The sequence below is a fragment of the Bradyrhizobium sp. MI1.7 genome (genome assembly GCF_055811795.1).
Genome location: NZ_JBVVPO010000083.1, coordinates 13,862 through 32,787, shown reverse-complemented (window position 1 = coordinate 32,787; position 18,926 = coordinate 13,862). Strand labels below are relative to the sequence as shown.

General features: G+C 58.6%; 25 protein-coding genes and 1 pseudogene. 8 read left to right on the top strand and 18 right to left on the bottom strand.

The genetic code is table 11. The features are described from left to right. Positions 1 to 45 precede the first annotated feature (45 nt). The 4 genes from AC0L3X_RS41070 to AC0L3X_RS41055 all read right to left on the bottom strand — a co-directional run bounded on the left by AC0L3X_RS41070 (position 46) and on the right by AC0L3X_RS41055 (position 2,454). Positions 46 to 606 carry a hypothetical protein gene (locus tag AC0L3X_RS41070; RefSeq protein ID WP_354100588.1) on the bottom strand — a complete coding sequence of 187 codons (561 nt, stop codon included), beginning with the start codon at positions 604 to 606 and terminating at the stop codon, positions 46 to 48. 554 nt (positions 607 to 1,160) lie between these two features. Then, positions 1,161 to 1,517, bottom strand: a complete 357-nt coding sequence (locus AC0L3X_RS41065; protein ID WP_354100589.1) for a site-specific integrase — start codon at positions 1,515 to 1,517, stop codon at positions 1,161 to 1,163. Positions 1,518 to 1,546: 29 nt separating this feature from the next. After that, complete coding sequence (locus tag AC0L3X_RS41060; RefSeq protein ID WP_354100590.1) at positions 1,547 to 2,092, bottom strand: hypothetical protein; 546 nt, start codon at positions 2,090 to 2,092, stop codon at positions 1,547 to 1,549. Next, positions 2,065 to 2,454, bottom strand: coding sequence for a hypothetical protein (locus AC0L3X_RS41055; RefSeq protein WP_354099070.1), 390 nt, complete (start codon positions 2,452 to 2,454; stop codon positions 2,065 to 2,067). The genes AC0L3X_RS41060 and AC0L3X_RS41055 overlap by 28 nt, the downstream gene beginning before the upstream one ends. 222 nt (positions 2,455 to 2,676) lie before the next feature. On the opposite strand from AC0L3X_RS41055, the gene AC0L3X_RS41050 reads away from it, so the two are divergent. The 3 genes from AC0L3X_RS41050 to AC0L3X_RS41040 are packed head-to-tail and all read left to right on the top strand — an operon-like array spanning position 2,677 to position 3,577. Next, positions 2,677 to 3,180 carry a cytochrome d ubiquinol oxidase subunit II gene (locus AC0L3X_RS41050; RefSeq protein ID WP_354099071.1) on the top strand — a complete coding sequence of 168 codons (504 nt, stop codon included), beginning with the start codon at positions 2,677 to 2,679 and terminating at the stop codon, positions 3,178 to 3,180. After that, a complete protein-coding gene (locus AC0L3X_RS41045; RefSeq protein ID WP_456683364.1) occupies positions 3,177 to 3,326 on the top strand; it encodes a DUF2474 domain-containing protein in 150 nt (49 codons plus the stop codon). The genes AC0L3X_RS41050 and AC0L3X_RS41045 overlap by 4 nt, the downstream gene beginning before the upstream one ends. Positions 3,327 to 3,361: 35 nt before the next feature. After that, positions 3,362 to 3,577 carry a hypothetical protein gene (locus tag AC0L3X_RS41040; protein ID WP_354099073.1) on the top strand — a complete coding sequence of 72 codons (216 nt, stop codon included), beginning with the start codon at positions 3,362 to 3,364 and terminating at the stop codon, positions 3,575 to 3,577. A 303-nt stretch (positions 3,578 to 3,880) separates the two neighbouring features. Here the strand turns inward: AC0L3X_RS41040 and AC0L3X_RS41035 are convergent, their stop codons facing one another. The 7 genes from AC0L3X_RS41035 to AC0L3X_RS41005 all read right to left on the bottom strand — a co-directional run bounded on the left by AC0L3X_RS41035 (position 3,881) and on the right by AC0L3X_RS41005 (position 10,714). Continuing rightward, positions 3,881 to 4,393 (bottom strand): DUF3305 domain-containing protein, encoded by a 513-nt coding sequence (locus AC0L3X_RS41035; protein ID WP_456679803.1) that lies wholly within the window; start codon positions 4,391 to 4,393, stop codon positions 3,881 to 3,883. Between the two features lie 78 nt (positions 4,394 to 4,471). Beyond that, a complete protein-coding gene (locus tag AC0L3X_RS41030; protein ID WP_354100591.1) occupies positions 4,472 to 4,747 on the bottom strand; it encodes a cupin domain-containing protein in 276 nt (91 codons plus the stop codon). 48 nt (positions 4,748 to 4,795) lie between these two features. Continuing rightward, entirely contained in the window at positions 4,796 to 5,509 is a 714-nt protein-coding gene (locus AC0L3X_RS41025; RefSeq protein WP_354100592.1) for a cupin domain-containing protein, read from the bottom strand. A 342-nt stretch (positions 5,510 to 5,851) separates the two neighbouring features. After that, positions 5,852 to 6,871, bottom strand: coding sequence for a formate dehydrogenase subunit gamma (locus AC0L3X_RS41020; protein WP_354099075.1), 1,020 nt, complete (start codon positions 6,869 to 6,871; stop codon positions 5,852 to 5,854). 48 nt (positions 6,872 to 6,919) lie between these two features. Then, positions 6,920 to 7,516 carry a formate dehydrogenase FDH3 subunit beta gene (fdh3B, locus tag AC0L3X_RS41015; protein WP_354100593.1) on the bottom strand — a complete coding sequence of 199 codons (597 nt, stop codon included), beginning with the start codon at positions 7,514 to 7,516 and terminating at the stop codon, positions 6,920 to 6,922. Positions 7,517 to 7,529: 13 nt separating this feature from the next. Then, on the bottom strand, positions 7,530 to 10,487 hold the full coding sequence (locus AC0L3X_RS41010; protein WP_456679801.1) for a formate dehydrogenase subunit alpha: 2,958 nt from the start codon (positions 10,485 to 10,487) through the stop codon (positions 7,530 to 7,532). 11 nt (positions 10,488 to 10,498) lie between these two features. After that, positions 10,499 to 10,714 carry a formate dehydrogenase gene (locus AC0L3X_RS41005; protein WP_473317388.1) on the bottom strand — a complete coding sequence of 72 codons (216 nt, stop codon included), beginning with the start codon at positions 10,712 to 10,714 and terminating at the stop codon, positions 10,499 to 10,501. A gap of 1,190 nt (positions 10,715 to 11,904) precedes the next feature. Between AC0L3X_RS41005 and AC0L3X_RS41000 the strand changes: the two genes are divergently transcribed. Next, a complete protein-coding gene (locus AC0L3X_RS41000) occupies positions 11,905 to 12,414 on the top strand; it encodes a lipocalin-like domain-containing protein (protein WP_354100594.1) in 510 nt (169 codons plus the stop codon). A 305-nt stretch (positions 12,415 to 12,719) separates the two neighbouring features. On the opposite strand, the gene AC0L3X_RS40995 is transcribed toward AC0L3X_RS41000, so the two are convergent. The 6 genes and pseudogenes from AC0L3X_RS40995 to AC0L3X_RS40970 all read right to left on the bottom strand — a co-directional run. Continuing rightward, positions 12,720 to 12,842: a DUF3237 domain-containing protein gene (locus AC0L3X_RS40995; protein ID WP_354099078.1), complete on the bottom strand. Its 123-nt coding sequence runs from the start codon at positions 12,840 to 12,842 to the stop codon at positions 12,720 to 12,722. Further along, positions 12,820 to 13,113: a hypothetical protein gene (locus tag AC0L3X_RS40990; protein WP_354099079.1), complete on the bottom strand. Its 294-nt coding sequence runs from the start codon at positions 13,111 to 13,113 to the stop codon at positions 12,820 to 12,822. Before AC0L3X_RS40990 ends, AC0L3X_RS40995 begins: the two co-directional genes overlap by 23 nt. 222 nt (positions 13,114 to 13,335) lie before the next feature. After that, a complete protein-coding gene (locus AC0L3X_RS40985) occupies positions 13,336 to 13,662 on the bottom strand; it encodes a hypothetical protein (RefSeq protein WP_354099080.1) in 327 nt (108 codons plus the stop codon). Between the two features lie 81 nt (positions 13,663 to 13,743). Next, the gene (locus tag AC0L3X_RS40980; RefSeq protein WP_354099081.1) at positions 13,744 to 14,229 is read right to left on the bottom strand and encodes an Hsp20/alpha crystallin family protein; all 486 of its coding nucleotides are present in this window, start codon (positions 14,227 to 14,229) and stop codon (positions 13,744 to 13,746) included. Positions 14,230 to 14,310: 81 nt separating this feature from the next. Next, entirely contained in the window at positions 14,311 to 14,757 is a 447-nt protein-coding gene (locus tag AC0L3X_RS40975; protein WP_354100595.1) for an Hsp20 family protein, read from the bottom strand. A 1,033-nt stretch (positions 14,758 to 15,790) separates the two neighbouring features. Further along, positions 15,791 to 15,910: pseudogene (locus AC0L3X_RS40970) on the bottom strand (non-homologous end-joining DNA ligase); the annotation flags it as partial. A 74-nt stretch (positions 15,911 to 15,984) separates the two neighbouring features. Between AC0L3X_RS40970 and AC0L3X_RS40965 the strand changes: the two are divergent. Together AC0L3X_RS40965 and AC0L3X_RS40960 are read left to right on the top strand one after the other, a co-directional pair. Next, positions 15,985 to 16,227 carry a hypothetical protein gene (locus tag AC0L3X_RS40965; protein WP_354099083.1) on the top strand — a complete coding sequence of 81 codons (243 nt, stop codon included), beginning with the start codon at positions 15,985 to 15,987 and terminating at the stop codon, positions 16,225 to 16,227. Between the two features lie 30 nt (positions 16,228 to 16,257). Further along, the gene (locus tag AC0L3X_RS40960) at positions 16,258 to 16,920 is read left to right on the top strand and encodes an HAD family hydrolase (protein ID WP_354099084.1); all 663 of its coding nucleotides are present in this window, start codon (positions 16,258 to 16,260) and stop codon (positions 16,918 to 16,920) included. 22 nt (positions 16,921 to 16,942) lie between these two features. Here the strand turns inward: AC0L3X_RS40960 and budC are convergent, their stop codons facing one another. Continuing rightward, entirely contained in the window at positions 16,943 to 17,710 is a 768-nt protein-coding gene (gene budC / locus AC0L3X_RS40955) for a meso-2,3-butanediol dehydrogenase (protein ID WP_354100596.1), read from the bottom strand. A gap of 138 nt (positions 17,711 to 17,848) precedes the next feature. Between budC and AC0L3X_RS40950 the strand changes: the two genes are divergently transcribed. Both AC0L3X_RS40950 and AC0L3X_RS40945 read left to right on the top strand, forming a co-directional pair. After that, positions 17,849 to 18,409, top strand: coding sequence for a type 1 glutamine amidotransferase domain-containing protein (locus AC0L3X_RS40950; RefSeq protein ID WP_354099090.1), 561 nt, complete (start codon positions 17,849 to 17,851; stop codon positions 18,407 to 18,409). 5 nt (positions 18,410 to 18,414) lie between these two features. Further along, entirely contained in the window at positions 18,415 to 18,867 is a 453-nt protein-coding gene (locus AC0L3X_RS40945; protein ID WP_231145632.1) for a PPC domain-containing DNA-binding protein, read from the top strand. Positions 18,868 to 18,926: the final 59 nt, after the last annotated feature.

The following is an 18,926-nucleotide window of genomic DNA, read 5'->3' as shown; positions in this document are numbered from 1 at the left end:
TGGCTCGCTTCATCTGTCCGTCCTTCAGAAGGCCGGACTCTAACTTCAACTGGAGGAAATCGGCAGGGGCAGGTCAACCTCAGGTGCCTGATCTAGAATCTCTATCGCGCCCAGAAGTGAGGTTCGCATTTCCGGAGTGAGTGATTGAAAGGAGAGGAATGCCGCCTTCAAGGTGTGGTTCGTTGACGCTGCTGCAGCTGCGCTCAACAGTAGCTCGACTTTCTCGACGTCCCGATTGCCGTCCGCGCGCAAGTATGACGCCGCCGATGCATCCGGCGCGTGGCCTGTTGTGAGTAATACGAAACGAGTGCGGCTGGGTAATGAAGGGTTTTCTTTTGCGGCCTCGGCCCAAACTCTCAGCGTCTTCCAAAGATCGGGGCTCGAATCTGTCAGATCACCAACTTTGTTTATATGGTGCTTCGTTTGAAGGAGTTCTAGCGGAGTACCTGCTGTCTCAAACGAGACATCGTCGAACCGTTCGATCGCAACGTCGATGCTAGAGTCGCCATAAGCGATGCGCAGGCTTTCAAATAGAGCGAGCCGGGCCTGGTAATAATATCCGGCTGCAGAACTCGCTGCCGTGAATGCGCGGTGGCCCTCGTTCACAAAAATGACCTTTCAGAAATGCTCTACACTGTATACGTGCATAGATGCCTGCATACTCTCACAGCTGTGGTCAAGCACAGACTGTGAGCCGTTAAAAGTTATGCAAGAAACTTGGGAGTTTTTGACAACCTAAGGCGTCACGAATGCCGATCAGTATAGCGTCGGTTTGAAATTAGGGCGATGCAGCAATTGCAATTTGGTGCGGGCGGCCGGAATTGAACCGGCACGAACCTTGCGGTCCTACGGATTTTCATCCCACTTCGGCTTTCGCCGCCGTCGTAAGGCGTTTGTGGTCTGGACTATCCCTTCACCTTGGCGCGTGACCGCTGTAGGTGCTGCCCGTCTAGTCTCTACACCTTCCCCCGGGTAGGGGCTTGGCTCGGGATTGCCATTTCACAGGTTTCCCCGAATTTGAGCAGTTCTGCGTCTGCGGTTTCCCGCAGAGCACTCAATCGTCTAAGTCCGTTGCGTCTACCAGTTTCGCCACGCCCGCACTGCCTCCATCTATAGCGAAGGGATCGGAGTCGGAAAAGCGGTTTATTCACATGATATTGTTATGGTTTTCTGCTTCGCGGTGATCTAGGGCGAGGCGCAGGTTCGTCGTCCTCAGCGTGGCGCGGGCGTTTTTGCTTGCGGACGTTAATCGCGGTGGTGTCGAGCGTATTCACCAGATGGGCGGCGTAATACTTCTCGATCATCTCGACGCTAGTCCGGCAGTTCTTTGCGATCTGGTACACGTCAGCGCCTTCCATCAACCGCAGGCAGATATACGTGTGCCTGAGCGAATACGCGGTGCGTGACTGACCGTCCCGGTCCTTCTTGAGCTCCAGTTCATTGAGGATGATGTCGAAAAGCTCATGGTGCCGTTTCGGGAAAATAAGGTCAGTTGGCTTCGGAAGCCGTTCGATCACTGTCTCTTCGCCGTTCTCATCTTTTTCGGCTACCTGTCGCAGTCGTTTCTGCAGGCGTTTGAAGGGCTGAACCGCCCCCGGCATGCTTTTGCAGTAACCGACGCCGCGCTTGCCCCGCACTTCGATCTCCAGAATGGTTTTTTGAGACCGTCGTCATGCGCGACCTTCACGTCCCGGAATTGAAGTCTCCATGCTTCGTCAGGCCGCAGACCGGTGTTGACCATAAACAGAATGAAATCGTGCAGCTGCTCGCTTTCCCAAGCGTAGCGTACCCGTTTGGGGTTTTGAGCGCGTTCGCGGGTCGCCTGATACAGGCGTTTGTATTCATCGGGCGCAAGCCACGCCCGATGAGAGATTTTGCCGGACTTTTTGTACGGTTCCGACAAGTCCGGCATCATCTTGAGCCCGCTGTGGCGTACAGCGGCCTTTAGCACCTGGCGGATGACGACGACTTCTTGATGAATGGTATTGCGGGCAGGTGGCTTGCCATAGAGCTGCATCGCCTTTTCGTGGCGATAGACCCGGTAGTCCTGCAGGAGACCTGGCGTTACCTCCGGAAGGTACTTGTCAGCCATGAAGGGTAGATGTGGTTTTCGAGGCGGCGGCGGTGTGCGCCGACGTAGACCGGACTGCGCTGGCCGTGCGTGAGCACGGTATATTCGCGCAGGAATTTTTCGGCGGCGAAGCGGAAGGTGACTTCCCCTTCCCATTTTTTCTTGTCTTTCAGTTCGCCCCTGAGGAGCTTTCCTTGCAGGGTGAGATACCAGTCCTTTGCAACGTCCTTCGCTTGGGCGAGGCTGATCTGCTTGGTGGTGGCGCGGTGATTGAAGCCCTTCAGGAAGATGGCACACTGCCAATACTTGCTGTTCTCACGTTTATAAACGTGGAGCTCGCCTCCCATCAGCTCGTGATGTGCTGACTCTTGATCTCCTTTCACAACCGCCTCCCTGAAATACAATTATAGCACGAAATGTGTAATAACTGTGTAGCAGATTTTAGGTCGGGTATTCGAGCCATAACGGCGTAGTATGCTGTTATTATTAGTCTTTTTTCAGCAAGTAAATTATACGATCACAATTTTAAGTCTCCCGCGGCGTCTTCGACGGCGGACCTTTCGACTGGCTTCGTCCTCAGTCTGTTCACCGGGCTTGGTCTTTTGGTGGCATACGCGCTGCTGGGATGTACCTGGCTCATCATGAAGACCGATGGCGAATTGCAACGGCGGATGACGGTTCTGGCGAAACCGGCAGCGTCGGCGCTTATCGCGACGATCACCATTGTGAGCATCTGGACGCCGCTCGCTCACCCTGACGTGGCACAGAGATGGTTCTCCCTTCCGAACCTTCTTTTTTTCGCGCCCGTACCTTTGCTGGTATTGCTCGCGACGGTCTTGCTCATTCGTTCTCTCTCCAACGGATATCACGCAGCACCATTCATGCTGGCGTTGTGCTTGCTTTTTCTGGGCTACAGCGGTCTGGCAATTAGCCTCTGGCCGAACATCGTTCCGCCTTCCATTTCAATCTGGCAGGCAGCAAGTCCGCCTCAATCGCTCGGCTTCACGCTCGTCGGCGCGCTTTTCATTATCCCCTTCATCCTGATCTACACTTCGTGGTCCTACTACGTCTTCCGCAGTAAGGTCCCGGCCGGCGAGGGCTATCATTGAAGCAACGCATGACCTCAAAGCATCGACCAGATTGGGGAAGCCGGCTGGGTTGGCTCGTGATCATCTGGGCGGCGAGCGTCGCGACACTGGGAATTGTCGCGCTGCTGTTCCGGTTGCTGATGAGCGCGGCAGGACTGACGATATGAGGCGAAGAGCACTTTAACGTTGCGAAATGACTTAAATGTATGTGGTCGAAACTCGCAAATTAGGCGAAGACAAAATCGCTCAAATCCAGACTTCGGGCGATTTTTCAAGATTGGAAATTGCGGCGTGGCTCGGCCATATCGCCCTTCAAGTCGGTAAAGACACAGTTCGCGTGAACCACTTGTTCTTGAAAGCGCTAGAGCGAGCGCGTGTTGACGTTGCCCGCGTTTATCGCAGATCCTTCCTCATCTGAGGTTGCCTCGCGGGCCGTGTATCACCGGCCAGTCGCCTCTTCCTGCTCGAGGAACTCTTCCGACCAAGGGTGATGGACATTCTGGTTCAGCCCCTCGCGGCGGCGAGATGCGAAATTTTCGCGCGAATACCTCCGACAAATCAGTGGCGAGGTAGTATGCGCTGCAGCTGGTGCCGCCGCGTTTAAATCCGTAGGCCTTTCGTCGGGGGAGTTTCGTCCCCGCGTAAGCTGTCGGGCTCAATGCTCGGGCGCGATACTGCTTCAACAGCGACCACCGTGAAAGGCACTTTCCGTCTTGGTCATTTACTGTCTGCCGCGTTCACGGTGACCGCGCATCATTGGATCGACACGGTCTCGTTGCCGTTTGTTAAACGGGCGCTCGACGTGATGCTCGAGGATAAAATTGCGTGTGGCCTCGATAATCTCAGCCGGCATCGACACCGTCTCGACCAGGTTGTTGCCAGCGTCAGTGAGGGCCTCGCCCTCTGAAGGATCAGCTGTTACCGTCAGAATATCGAACGCCGGAGCCGCAGGCTCAGCCGCGACCGGCCGCAAAACGACCCACAGCATCGGTGTCCCCGAGGCAAGATTCTGAAGATAGTTCTCCGTTTCGGTTCGGTGCAATTCGATCGCGGCCTCGCCCGCATAGAATAGGGTCGTCTCACCTTTTTCACCGATCCGCGTCCAAGGCGCGGCCGACGGCTTTCCAACAAGCACGGAAACTGGCCGCCAAAGGAAATCGAGCCACGGGCTCTTTGCCTTACGGCGCTCAATCACCACGCCAACAACAATTCGCACGCTGACTGTCGAACACACACCCATCTCCGATGCGCCGAAGTGCTCCTAACTTGCCGTCTCTCTGAAGCGACTGCGTACACGCTCCCGTCGCCATGGCTATGCCGGACGGACCGGGATCTTTGTTTTCGTCAGAGCTTTTGTAACCTGCTCATCCAGATTCAAATGCACGTGCAGAAGCTCGGACGGGGTCAATGCCAACCACTGCGCCAGTGACACATCGGCGTAGTAGCTGCTCTTGAACATCTCCAGGAAACGCACCGTCGTCGTGCCGGTGTTCTCTACGTAATGACCCATCGCGAACGGGACATAGCCGACGTCCCCAGCCTGGAAATCGAACGTACGCGCCTGACCCGAAGCAGCGAAGACGCCCATGCGTGCCTGACCGCTGAGGTAGTACTGCCACTCATCGGTGTTCGGATGCTAGTGCAGTTCACGTAGCGGTTCGATTTCGACCAGAGCCGCCGCGATGGTCTTGGAGGCAGGGAACACACTGGAGTCTGTTATCCGGACGGTCCCGCCTTTCGTGCGGATGGGTGCCAGCATGCGATGGCTGAAAGTCTGTGGAACGGGCTGCGCACCCAGCAGCTTGTCTGGACCCAGCGGACCAGGAACAGGCGCCTTGAAAATATAAAGCTCGCGCGGATCGGGTGTATGTCCGAACGACGATGCGGGGGTGCCAAAGTTCTTGCCAAGCACGTCAGCAGGCACGTGCTTGAACCAGTCGCTCAATAAGAATGTGCTGTCCTCGTCGAAGTCGCCATCGTCGAAAACCAGAAGGAATTCACATCCGTCCGGGCCTAGCCCCTGGATCGAATGTGGAATGCCGCCGGGAAAATACCAGAGATCGCCGACACCCACATCATCGACGAAATTTCGACCCTCGGCGTCAATCGCCGTGATCCGGGCGGACCCATAAAGCATGTAGGCCCATTCGGCTTGCTTGTGCCAATGCAGCTCGCGCACGCTCCCTGCGTTCAGCCGCATCTGCACACCGGCAATGGACTTCGAAATGACCAGTTCTCGCTGGGTTATTTGGCGAGTCCAGCCGCCGTTCGTCTGCCGGACATGCGCGTCCGCAAAAGAGAAGCGGAGGTTTGGCGTCGTGCCGGAATCCGTAGCGGGCGGAGTGAGCATGTCCGGGTTTTGGCGCTCGCGAGTTGGATTACCGGTTACAGGATCTGTACCGCCAATGCCAGGTTCCCGGCTTGGCTGGACTGTGCGGTCGGCCGTCTGTGCGATCGCGGCGGATGCGGCCTGACAGCATTTCCGCCGGCAACAGCTGCCGTCACGAGCATATCCCTGCGAGTGAGTTTATCCATGCATTTTCTCCGTGACGAACTGTTGGCGAGCACGCAGGATGAGGTCCTTTACGGCGCAGGCACGGCTCCGGTTTTTCTTTCGTGCAATGTGGTTTCGATTATCGGGTGGCCGAATATGCTGCGCGAGGCGAGAACCGCCGATGTATCGCAAGTATGCTCATTCCGCCGGAGTTTCTGATGTTTGTCCGGATTGATCGGCGTGACGTTTCTTGGCCAACTCATCCTTAAGCCAGAGATCGTGATGTTCCTCCGCCCAGTGAAGATCGACCTCGCCTGTCCCCATGGCTTCGAATGCCCCCTCCGTTCCGAGTGTGCCGATGTAGATGTGCGCAATGATCACCGCGACGAAGAGGACTGCGATCACGCTGTGCACGATCTGGGCGATTTGCATCCCCGCGATGTTCGTCACATAAAACGGAAACAGGAGAAGAGCGCCTGAAACAGTAACCGCCGCTCCAGCGCCGAGGGCGGACCAGAACACCAGCTTCTCGCCCGCGTTGAAGCGGCCCGCCGGCGCGTGTTTCGATTTGATGAAGCCGCCACCCTGCCGGATCCAGTCCACATCGACTTTCCGGGGAATATTGTCCTTGATCCATAGCGCGACGATCAGGACGAGGCCGATCACGAACGATGCGCTGACGTAGTTGTGGACGTATTTGGCGATTTGCGACACGCTGCTGAACGCTTCAGGTCCGATCACCGGCAGAAGAGTGATGCGTCCGAACGTGATGTTCAGCCCGGTTAAGGCGAGGATGAGGAAGGACACCGCTGTCAGCCAGTGAGCGAAGCGCTCGAAAGAAGTGAAGCGCAAAATCTTCTGCCCAGAACGTCCGGCAGAGATCCGTAGCCGCCCCATGACGAAGTAGAAGGCTGCGATCACCGCGATCGTGCCGAGGATTGCGATGGCGCCGATCCAGCGCAGCGTGACTCGGTGGAAATAGTCCCATGCCCTGCCGGCCGGCTGAATGAGTACGCGCGCGCGCTCGATCGGCTGGTCGATGTCGCCCTCGATGCGTGGTGATTGCTGAAGCAACTGCTGCTCGGTCATCGTGCTCGCAGTTGGATTGGGTGCGCCGTCCGGGCCGAGTTTCTGCGCGAGCGCGGGATTTATTGCGATCATCGTCAGGATCGCGAACGCAATCAGGATGAAGGAGCGAATGTGCGAAGGAGTTATCATGCTCATTCTCCCGCAGTTCGCCGGTGCCCGCAGCGCCCTTGATGTGCCTCAGACATCAACGCCCTCGTGGTATGCTGTCTTCCAGCCCCATGCGCCCGAGCCATAGCCACGCTTCATCACGCGCTCCTCGTAGATCTCGGCGATGATCGCGCCGTCGCCTGCAAGCAGCGATTTGGTCGAGCACATTTCGGCACAGAGCGGCAGCTTGCCTTCGGCAAGGCGATTAGAACCGTATTTCGCATATTCAGCTGGTGTGTTGTCGGCTTCCGGTCCGCCCGCGCAGTAGGTGCATTTGTCCATCTTGCCGCGGGAGCCGAAGTTTCCGACCTTTGGATACTGCGGTGCGCCGAACGGGCAGGCGTAGAAGCAATATCCGCAACCGATGCAGAGGTCCTTCGAGTGAAGAACGATGCCGTCTGCCGTGGTGTAGAAACACGACACCGGGCAAACTGCCGCACAGGGGGCATCCGTGCAGTGCATGCAGGCCATTGATACTGAGCGCTCGCCGGGCCTGCCGTCGTTAATGGTGACGACACGGCGGCGATTGATGCCCCACGGCACCTCGTGTTCGTTCTTGCAGGCCGTCACGCACGCATTGCACTCGATACAACGGTCGGCATCACAAAGAAATTTGACGCGAGGCATCGATATCGTCCTCTCATGCCGCTTTAATCTGGCAGAGCGTGGCCTTGGGTTCCTGCATGCCCGTTGCGGGGTCATAGCCGTAGGTCGTAAGCGTGTTAACGCTTTCGCCGAGCACGATGGGATCGCTTCCCTTGGGGTACTTGCTGCGGAGATCAGTGCCTTCGTACCAGCCGGCAAAGTGGTAGGGCATCCACGCGACGCCCTTTCCGATACGCTCGGTCACCAGTGCCTTCACCCGCGTTTTGGAATTGCTTTCAGCGCCCGTGACCCAAACCCATCCACCCTCCTTGATGCCGCGCTCAGATGCGTCCGCCGGATTGATCTCGACGTACATGTCCTGCTTCAATTCGGCGAGCCACCTGTTAGAGCGCGTTTCTTCGCCACCGCCTTCGTATTCGACAAGCCGGCCGGAACTCAGGATGAGCGGAAACTGGTTGATGATCCCTCTGTCGACAGCGGACTTCTGAACGGAAAAGCCGATGTTCGGAACGCGGAATTGCCGCGCGTCCGGACGCGTCGGATACTTGTCGAACAGATCCGGCCGTGACGTGAAAATGACTTCGCGGTGTACCGGGATGGGATCCGGCAAATTCCAGGCGTTCATACGCGCCTTGCCGTTACCGCAAGGGTTGCAGCCATGCTCAATCGCTACACGCTGGATGCCGCCGGAAAGGTCGGTCGACCAGGCCACGACATCGGGATTGGCTGCGTTTACTAGCTGGATGATTTGCATTTCCGCGGGGGTGAGGTCTTTGTCCCAGCCAAGCTTCTTGAGGACACCAAGAGTGAACTCAGGATATCCATCCTTGATTTCCGAGCCGACCGAGTAGGAGCCATCGGAGAGCAAATTGTCATGCTCCTCCTTCTCCACCTCTTGCCCGTTTTCCATCACCTTGCGCTTGACCACGCGCTCGATGCCAAAACGTGCGCGGAACGTACCGCCACCGTCTTTTACGCTTAAATTAGTGTTGTAAAGGATCGCACTGCCGGGATGCCTGAACTCAGGCGTCCCCCAGCATGGCCAAGGTAACCCGTAATAGTCTCCACCAACTTCTGGATCGTCCTTCGGCGCCCGCAGGGTCACCAGATCGAATTTCGCCTGGTTCTTCATGTGGGCTTTGAGTCGCTCGGGCGACTGTCCGCAATATCCGGTCGACCAGCCGCCGCGATTGATCTCGCGCAGAATGTCTTCGGCAGATACGGCGTCGTTCTCCACCTTGATGTTCTTGAACATGCGATCAGAAAAACCAAACTTCTTCGCGAGCATGTACATCACGTCGTAGTCATTCTTCGATTCGAAGACTGGCGGTACGATCTGCTCGCCCCACTGGAGGGAGCGGTTGGACGCTGTACGCGAGCCGTCCATCTCGAAGCTTGTGCAAGCGGGCAGCAAATATGTGCCGTTCTTCCGCTCCGAGAGCACCGACCAAGCCGTTGGATATGGATCGCACACGACCAGAAGATCGAGCTTCTCCATTCCGCGCGTTGCTTCCGGCATTCTGGTGATCGTGTTGACGCCATGTCCCATCACGAACATCGCGCGCAACGTGTCTGGCTGGCTGACCTGATCCTTCGGCAGCAGCGTGGCATCGAACCAGCGTGTGCTTGGAATTCCCGGAGTTTCCATCAGCGTTTTATTCGCGAAGCGGGCGCGCATCCAGTCGATGTCGACCTCCCATACGCGGCACCAATGCTGCCACGCCTCTTCGGAAAGACCGTAGTAAAGAGGAAGCGTTGTCACATCGAGGCCGAGATCGGTAGCACCCTGCACATTGGTATGACCGCGGAAAATGTTGGCGCCTCCACCGGCATAGCCGACGTTGCCGGTAGCGAGCAGTAGGATGCAACTCGCCCGTACGTTCGCTGTTCCAGTGGCGAATTGTGTCTGGCCCATCGCCCAGATGAGTGTCGCGGGTTTCTCGTTCGCAAAGGTCTCGGCGATGTGCTTGACTTGAGCTTCTGGTAAGCCGGTGACGCGTTCAACTTCGTCAGGAGTCCATTTCGCGACTTCCTTGCGGATATCCTCGATACCGTAAACGCGCTGGTGGATGAATGCCTTATCCTCCCAGCCATTCTCGAAAATGTGCCATAGCATTCCATAGATGGTTGCGATGTGGACTCCGGGTCGTACGCGGACATATTCAGTCGCGTGCGCCGCGGTTCGCGTCATCCGTGGATCGACGACGATGACATTTGCGCGGTTCAGCTCCTTGCCTTCAAGAATATGCTGCAGCGAAACCGGATGCGCCTCGGCTGGATTGCCGCCCATGAACAGGATGGTCTTGGAGTTGCGGATGTCGTTGTAGCTGTTGGTCATCGCACCATAGCCCCAGGTATTGGCGACCCCGGTGACGGTGGTGGAGTGACAGATGCGCGCCTGGTGATCGGAATTGTTCGTTCCCCAGAAGGCCGCGAGTTTGCGGTTAAGGTAGGCCGCTTCGTTCGTGAACTTGGCCGAGCCGAGCCAGTAGACCGAATCCGGACCGGCCTTCTGGCGGATCTCCAAAAGCTTGTCGCCGATCTCTTCGATAGCCTGACCCCAGGAGAGCCGTTGCCATCGACCGTCGACGAGCTTTTGCGGGTAACGCAAGCGGCGGTCGCTCGACACGTCGTCTCGCACCGCTGCCCCTTTGCAGCAATGTGAGCCGCGATTGATCGGGCTGCCATAGTCCGGCTCCTGGCCGATCCACACGCCATTCGCGACCTTGGCGATCACCGAACAGCCGACCGAACAATGCGTGCAAACATTCTTCCGGGTTGTGACGGCCGCCCCGGGAGGCGGCGGCGGGCCTGCCTCAGCCTGACGAATGCTGCCCAGCGGCAGATCGCCAATCGCGGCCAAACTGCCCGCGACGAGGCCTGCGCGGCGCAGGAATGAACGACGATCAAGTCCCTTCTCTGACGACTCCTTTGCCAGCCCAAAACCAATTCTCCCTTGGTGCGGCTGACGGTCTGATCTTTTTATCAGCACGGGGGCCTCCCTCAACGCTTAGGGTAGCGGTTCACCCGATAGAAATTCTGAACCTCCGCCGAGTCTGGCTGAAATCGCGCCTTGCGCTTCTCGGTGTCGGTTTCAGTCTCGGCAACGGCGGCGGTGTCGACTTCCAAAGCGCTTGCTGCAGCTGTCGCGATGATGCCCATCATTCCGGTGCGCAGCAGCTGCCGCCGTCCAATTGCCCCTTTGTGTCGTTCGCTCATCGAAACTCTCCTTGGTCAGCGGACGCGATGGTCAACTCGACTCGATCGGAGGTTGCGGTTAAGATGAGCACACGCTTTTGTTGGGTGTGCGGATCGCCGGTAGAACATCGACGCTAGGGGATGCCTCCCGTTAAAATTAAATTCAATTTTTGGGGCGAATTAAGGGCGCGTTTCCGTATTGTTCAGCTGGGTAATAAACATATTTGAGCGCCTCAAGACCCGCGCTACGCTGGAGCCCGTCCGCCTAAGATGCGCATGGAAAGCGCATCGAGAAGAAGAAAAACTCTCGATATGATCTTTTTCTCAGTGGCGCTCGACATGAGCGGAGTATTTCTGATGGAAGTCACATCGGAGATACTTAGGTTTTTGGTGCGCGCGGATTGATAATCTGAGCGCAGCTGCCAAGTTTAGTCGCGACGACGCATAGGATGGCCCACGTAGGTGACTTATACCTTCACCGAATGAAGCTCGACTTGCGCGTAAAGTACACGAAGCCCTCACAGTTTACCCAGTAGAGGATCGGGGGACGCTCGTGATTTACAAACGGTAACAATGATCTGTTGTCTATTGGGTGCGGAGTGTAAACCCGTTCACGTGACAGCTTTCGATCTGATGATACGAAAGCTCACACAGAGCCAACAAGCTTGAAACGGTGTAGAGGAGGGGTCCGGTAGTGGCTTTCGTTCGTCGATCTTGTCGCTGATTGTACACCGCTATTGCATTTTTCAATCCGTCATGGATCTCGTCCGCTGTCGTAAAAACAAAGCGAGTCAATCGACTTTCCTCAGTTTGGCTGGCACGGGCTTCGGATCTCCATCGAAGGTCATGATGGAAGATGGTCGGTCTCAACCATCAAGTAACGCTCGGCACGCCAACGCTCCGACGACCGCTGTCCTGTCTTGCCCCACAGGCCCGGCCTTCTCGCTCGACGGCTTCCGCGGCATCGCCGACATTATCGTGGCCCACTTGGCAGTGGCTCGTAGAGCGTTTTGGCCGATTGCCTTTTTCGAACGCATGCCCACGTCTGGGTGTGGTCAATCCAGTACTGGGCGTGGATGCGGTATTGTGGGATGAATTGCCCCATTGACTGACGAGTGCCCCATACAATGATTTCGAGGCTCTGACTAAGGTGGGCGGCCAGCCCAGCACCCGTCATAGATGGAACGTTCCTGAAAACCGGAGGGAGCACCATGAAAGCACTATTGTCAATTCCGATAGCCGCAGCTCTTACGTGCGCCACGTTATCCGCGGGAGCCGCAGAGCCACTCAAACAGCAGCTTGTAGGCACTTGGAGCGTCATTTCATTTGTAAACGTGAAGGAAAAGACCGGGAAAACAACCGAAGTATTTGGTTCCGATCCGAAAGGATATTTCATGTTCGATGCAGCAGATCACTTCTCAATCAATCTCATGCGTCCGCGACGACCAAAATTTGCCCGCCGCGACTTTCCGACTGCCGGGGAAAGCAAAGCCGCTCTGGAGGGGCTAATCGCGATGTTTGGCGACTACAAAGTCAATGAATCAGAACATTCAATATCCCTACATATTATCGGCGGCAGCTTTCCCGCGTGGGACAATACAAATCAGAAGCGTTTCATCGCGATCAACGGCGATGAGCTCACGTATAAGAATCCTACACCGGCATCCGGTGGAGGTACTGCTGTGGTGACTCTGAAACGCGCGACAAGCGCAACCGAGTGATCTTTTGGTCAATCCGTAACCACGGGCACTGGTTTCAGAACTCGGCCCCCCGACCGGCAAGCCAAGCCTCGGTATCCCGAACTGATCGAGTGAGTGGCACACGATGTCCGAATCGAGTCATTCGCGTCGGTTTGCCTCTGAGGTGATGACTTCCAGTCTGACCGGATAAGCGGACATCGTCAGATTGAACCGGCATGTCTCGAACGGCCACCAACGGACTAACGCGCATCAGGTCCATAAAGGTCATGACATCGGCGCGCAGTCAGCGAGAGAAAGGATGCGTACGGCTCTCGGTCGTCCGCCCCTTACGTGATGCGATAGACGGCGTATTCGATGCAGCCGGTCCCGAGCAAACGGCCCTTAGCGACGAACGTATTGAGCCAGCGGTCGCGCTCGGCACCTGTATCAAAATGCATCGTCAGGCGCATATACTGGTCCTTCTGTTGGTTGATTTGCTTCGGCTGCTTGTTTGAAAGTATCTGTTTGCTGCACGAGGCCGGTATAGTGCATGAGCACCGTCTCGCCTTCGCCGATCTGAAAAGGCATGCGTACGTCCGGCCGCCAGAAGCCATCGTCGGAGAAGCACGACAACAGCGCGACCGTCGTCACGGCGGGGACAGGCAGCTGCAGCATATGGCCGATCACCACGATGACAGCCGCCACCAGCGCTGCGACCGCGTAGAGGTCTGCGCGAAGCACCGTCGGTATTTCGGTGCCATGGAGCGTGCGGGGCCCGCAGGATCAAGGCCCGCCTCGCGGCACCGGGCAGTGACTGGATGCGCGCGGGAATAGCGCCGGAGACTCCCTACGCTCGCTGCGCGGGCCGGTTTCCCAACTCGGTGATGAAAGCAATGAACGGAATGGCCCACGCCGCCGAAGCATGCCCCAGCAGGACCATCGTCACGACGACCTGCGTGAGCATCATGCGGACCTTCGCGAGGCGGCGGCCCAGGGCCGCCGCAGCCGCATCGGCACGCCCCCGGGGGGCGGCGGATCGTCGTCGCCGTCGAGCTGCCGCAGCGCGGCGAGGATGTCCCCGAGCCGGATCGTGTGGTCCATGCCGGGAATCTCGCGTAGCGCGGGACAGGATTCGACCGCGAACATGTCGGACGCCCAGGACGACAGGATGATCCGCTTCTCCGGCGCGGATATCTCGTTATCCTTCAGGACATCCTCCGGAGACGCATAGTGCGCGGCCGGGTGGAAGAGGGGATGAAGATTGCCTGCGTTCGTGTTGGCATCGGTCATCGGTTGCCTCCCTTTACGCTCCTTTCGTCGGGACGGGTTTCGGTGAGTTCGGGCGGCGGAGACCGCCGCCCGTGATGGTCTTTACTGCGAGTTGATCGCGATGCGCTTGACGCCCGCGCGCGGGTTCTCGGACTTGGGTACCGAGATCGTCAGGACGCCGTTCTTGAACGAGGCCTCGGCCTTGTCCTCCGCGACGTCCTCGAGCGCGATCTGCCGCTGGAACGAGCCGTAGTAGCGCTCGGTGAAGTATCTGCCTTCGTCCTTGCGCTCGCTCTTTTTCTCGCCGCGGATGGTCAGCACCCCGTTGGCGATTTCGATCTGGACGTCGTTCTCCGTCATGCCGGGAAGCTCGGCCGAGATCGTCAGCGTCTTGTCGGTTTCACTGAGCTCGATCTTGGGCCAGCCGAATTCCATGAGCGGCGACAGACCCGTCCCGCCGAAGCCGCGGAAGACATCGTCGAACAATCGGTTCATTTCGCGATGAAGCGTCATGAACGGATCGTGGGTGCCGCGCGCCGGCGCGAGCTCCTGGTTTCTAGACCAGGGAATGAGATCACGAACTGCCATGGTTTGTCTCCTTCGTTGCATCACCCAGCGAGCACGGCCACGCTTGCGCGCCGCGTTCCGCTGTCGAACCGCAATCAAGCGTCAAGCCGCTTTCTTCGGCTCGATCTGCGACGGAGAGGCGCCGCTTCCGATCTGGATCCGGCGCGGCTTCATCGCTTCCGGCACCTCGATGATCAGGAGTCCGTCCCGGAAGGAGGCCTCCTTCACCTGGACGTAGTCGGCCAGGTTGAACACGCGCCGGAACGGACGCGCGGCGATGCCCCGATACAGGTATTCGCCGGCCGCTTCCTCGGGCTTCCTGCCCTCGATCGTGAGCGCATTCTGCTCGGCCGTCACGGCGATATCGTCGGCTCCGAAGCCGGCGACGGCGAGCGAGATCCGGTATTGGTCCTCGCTGGTGCGTTCGATGTTGTACGGGGGATAGTGGTCTTCGCTCGCCTGGCGGAGCGTGCTGTCGACGAGGTCGGCCAGGTGGTCGAAGCCGATGGTGGAACGCCACAGGGGCGCGAAGTCAAAGGTGGTCCTCATAACCAAGTCCTCCAAAGAGCAAGATGGATACAAGGAGCGCAAGGCTGGAGTCAGAGCGGGTCTGATACCCGGCCCGGCGCCCGCGCCGGACCCGTGAAGGCGCCCGGCACACCGCTCTCGCGGCGAAAAATCAATTAGAAAAATGAGAAGTCGTTTCAAGGGGCGGACCGAAAAAAATCGATGCGGCGCTCGGTCGCGGTACAGAGCTGTCGGCCATTGCGCACCGCAAACGCCGTTTGGGGCTGATCCGGCTAAGGATTTGGGTGTCGACCGCCGCCGGAATCTTGACTCCGGTATCGCCCCGAATATTTTTGCGCCGGGGAATTCTCTTCCCGGTTTCTAAACACCGAAGGACCATGACGACCGTCAGGAGTGACGACGGTGCTCGACGAAGATCTGGTCCGCATCCGTGCGCACCGCAACAACATCCACCGCTACCGACGCCTGCTACGGACCAGGCTATCGGAGCTGGAACGTGAGTTCATCGAACGGCGCCGAGGAGCAGACAGCGCTCGATGCTCTGGCCGCCGAATCCCCCGTCGCATTCGCGCTTCCGACACGCCAGGATTCCGCAAGGATGGAGCCGAGCGATGAGCGACGTCCATGAGCTCCCTCCTCATCCGCGGCAGCGAAAAGGTCATCGGACACTATCGCCCCTCCTGCTGGCGAGTGCCAAAACCGAAAGTGAGCGCCAACTCTATCGGAGCCGGATCGAGCGTGAGCAGCGGCCGCTGGACCAGCTCCGCGGCGGCTTACCGGATCGGTTCGCGGCGTGAGCGGGATGTTCTTCTATTCGGCCGGTGTAGGATGGCGTTCCGCTCTCGTCCGACGGTCCCTGAAGACGTGCCGCCGCTGCGTTCACCGTGGCGGGGTTTCGCCTATGCTTCAGGCTGAGCTCCATCACCACCCGATAGAGCTAAGCGGGGATGGTTAGCCCACTTTTCGAGCGGCTTGTCCGCCCATCGCCAAAAGCGGAAGGCATCTATCACAGGTCCTCCCGCAGTCCCTTGAATAAGGGGTGCCGGACCTTGCCCTATGCCGACTTCGCCCGGTACTCGATCTCCGTCAGAAGCTTCGGCTCGACCCAGATACCTCTGTGTAAGATGCGTTTGGTGTAGGGTTGAGTCCTCCGGATGAGAGGCTTCAGTCGCTTCTACTCTGCGGAAGACTGCGTAGGAACGAGCCGTCGGGAGATCGGTTGCTCTGACACCATCATAGGAGGGCCGCATGGATATGAAAGAAATGTCGGCAATGACGGAAGCTTCCGGGCTGACGAATAATGACGGCGGCATAGAGCAGGCCTCCTTAGCGAGGCCGAGCCGCCCGGCGGACGCGAGCCGTCGCCCGTCGCATTCGCAGGATGCCGCGATGCGCTGGGCCGAACAGTTGCGCGAGATGACTTTGAAGGCGCCGCTGCAATCCCTGTTTGTGGCGTTTCTGCTTGGGCTTTGGGTCGCGCGTCGGCGCTAGGCGCCCCATTCTGGGACCGGAAACCTTGCGATGCCCAAAGCCGCCATCTTCGATCTCGACGGGACCTTACTGGACTCGGTCGACCTGCACGCGCTCGCCTGGCAGGAGGCGATGGTCGAATTCGGCCACGACGTCACGTTCGAGCAGGCGCGAAGCCAGATCGGGAAGGGCAGAGACAAGCTCATTCCTGTGTTTCTCTCTGAGGCCGAGCAACGGGACCATGGCAAGACGCTCGATGAGTGGCGCGGCGAGCGCTTCAAGTCGGCGTATCTACCGCTCGTCCGTCCTTTCTCGGCTGTTCCGGTCCTTTTGCGGCGCGCGCGAGGCGCAGGACTTCGCATCGCCATCGCTTCCTCCGCCAAGAAGGACGAACTGGAGAAGTATCTTGCCATTGCAGGAATCGTCGGTCTGGTGGACGTCGCGACCTCGTCCGAAGACGTCGACGAGTCCAAGCCGGCACCGGACATCTTCGATGTCGTGCTGGAGAAGCTCGGCATCGAGGGCGGCGCAGCGGTCGCGATCGGCGACACGCCCTACGACGCCATCGCGGCTGGCAAGGCAGGTATCCCGACCATCGGCGTCCTCTGCGGCGGATTCACCGAAAGCTCGCTGCGAGAGGCGGGGTGCGTCGAAGTGTACCCCGGACCGAGCACTATCTACGCACGCTTCGACGACACGGCGCTCGCAAAGTAGGTCGACGACCGGCGCTGCGCGGCTATTCTTGCGGCGGTTGTCCATTGGAGGCGGATACGCCCCCGTCCACCGCTACGTTGGCACCGGTCATGAAGCTCGCGTCTTCGCTCGCGAGGAACGCGATCACGGCGGCGACTTCCTCCGGTTCGCAGACCCGGCCTAACGGGATCCGCTCGGCAAACTTCGCCAGCAGCTTCTTGTCGTCCATCATGTCTTCGGTCATGCCCGTACGCGTGAGTCTGGGACAGACCGCGTTCACGCGGATGCCCTTCTTGCCGAGGTCCAGGGCGAGGGCACGCGTCAGATTGACCACGGCGCCCTTCGCCGCGTTATAGGGGCTCATGCCCCAGTCGCCGCCGGTTCCGGAGACTGACGCCGTGTTCACGATTGAGCCCCTGGTCTTTTGGAGATGGGGAAGTGCCGCGCGGCAACCGTAGAACACGCCATCGACGTCGGTCGACATCACTGTCCGCCATTTCTCATCGGTGATGGAAGCCGGGTCGCCTCCTTCATGGACGCCGGCGTTATTCACGATGACGTCCAGCCGGCCGAAGCGGTCGAGGACAGCCGCGAACATTCGGTCGACGGCACTCGAATCCGAAACGTCGACAGCCTGAACCATTACCTGGTCAGCAGGCAGGCTGTTGGCCATCTTTTCCAGTGAGGCTTTGTCGCGGTCGACCAGGGCCACCTTCGCGCCCTCTTTAACGAAGCGGCGTGCTGTCGCTTCTCCGATGCCGGAAGCTGCTCCTGTGACGATGACGACCTTGCCGTGGAACCTGCTGGCCATGCGAGACGCTCCTGCTTCTAACCCTCATAACCTTCGTCTCGGCACTCGGATTCAAATTCTCGACTGTTCCGGCTTTTCAGGAACGATGTTCGAGACGATCGATTGTTGGACAAAACCCCGAAACGAAGGATTGGACCCATGGATCTGACCGGCAAAAAGATCGCTATTCTCGCCACGAACGGCTTCGAGCAGGCCGAGCTGGAAGTGCCGCAGGAGCGCTTGAAGAAGGCTGGCGCGACGGTCGATGTCGTCTCGCTCGCCGCAGGCGAGATCAAGGGCTGGGACAAGAAGGATTGGGGACGTCCGGTGAAGGTCGACAAGACGCTCGACGAGGCATCGGCCGCCGACTACGACGCGATCGTATTGCCTGGCGGGCAGATCAATCCGGATCTTCTGCGGGTCGAGCCGAAGGCGCTGAAGTTCATCAAGGATATCTTCGATGCCAAGAAGATCGTCGCGGCCGTCTGCCACGCCCCCTGGCTTCTGATCGAGACCGGCATCGCGAAAGGTCGCAAAATGACCTCCTTCAAGTCGATCAAGACGGATGTAGCGAACGCAGGAGCGAAGTGGGAGGACGCTGAGGTCATCGTCGATCAGGGCGTCATCACTTCCCGCAACCCGGGCGATCTCGAGGCCTTCTGCGCCAAGATTGTGGAAGAGGTCAAGGAAGGTCGACACACCCAGCGCAGCGCGGCCTGACGACGATGAAGAGCATCAAACTATCGGGCGAGGCGGGTTCGAAAACCCGCGTCGTCATCCTCGATTCCGGGGAGGAAGCGTTCACGACGCTCACCAAGTTCGCGAACGACGCCGGCATCACGGCGGCGTCGCTCACCGCCATCGGCGCTTTCGAGAGGGCTACGGTTGGCTGGTTCGATTTCGAGAAAAAGACTTATAAGAAGATCGAAATCGCAGAGCAGTGCGAGGTGCTGAGCGCGATCGGCGACATTGCCGTCGGCGACGACGGTAAGGCAAGCCTTCACGTGCATGTGGTCTTGGGATTGGCTGACGGGACTACTCGCGGCGGGCATCTTCTCGAAGGAAAGGTCCGACCGACGCTCGAGATTGTAGTGGCGGACACGCCAGCCTATCTCAGGCGTAAGAAGAAGCCCGAGCTTGGCATAGCGCTGATCGATATCGCGGCGACGAAGGCTTGACGTGCCAGCATCGACTAAAGCCAATCATGCCGGCTTGGCGAATACGATGTCTTTGTCGG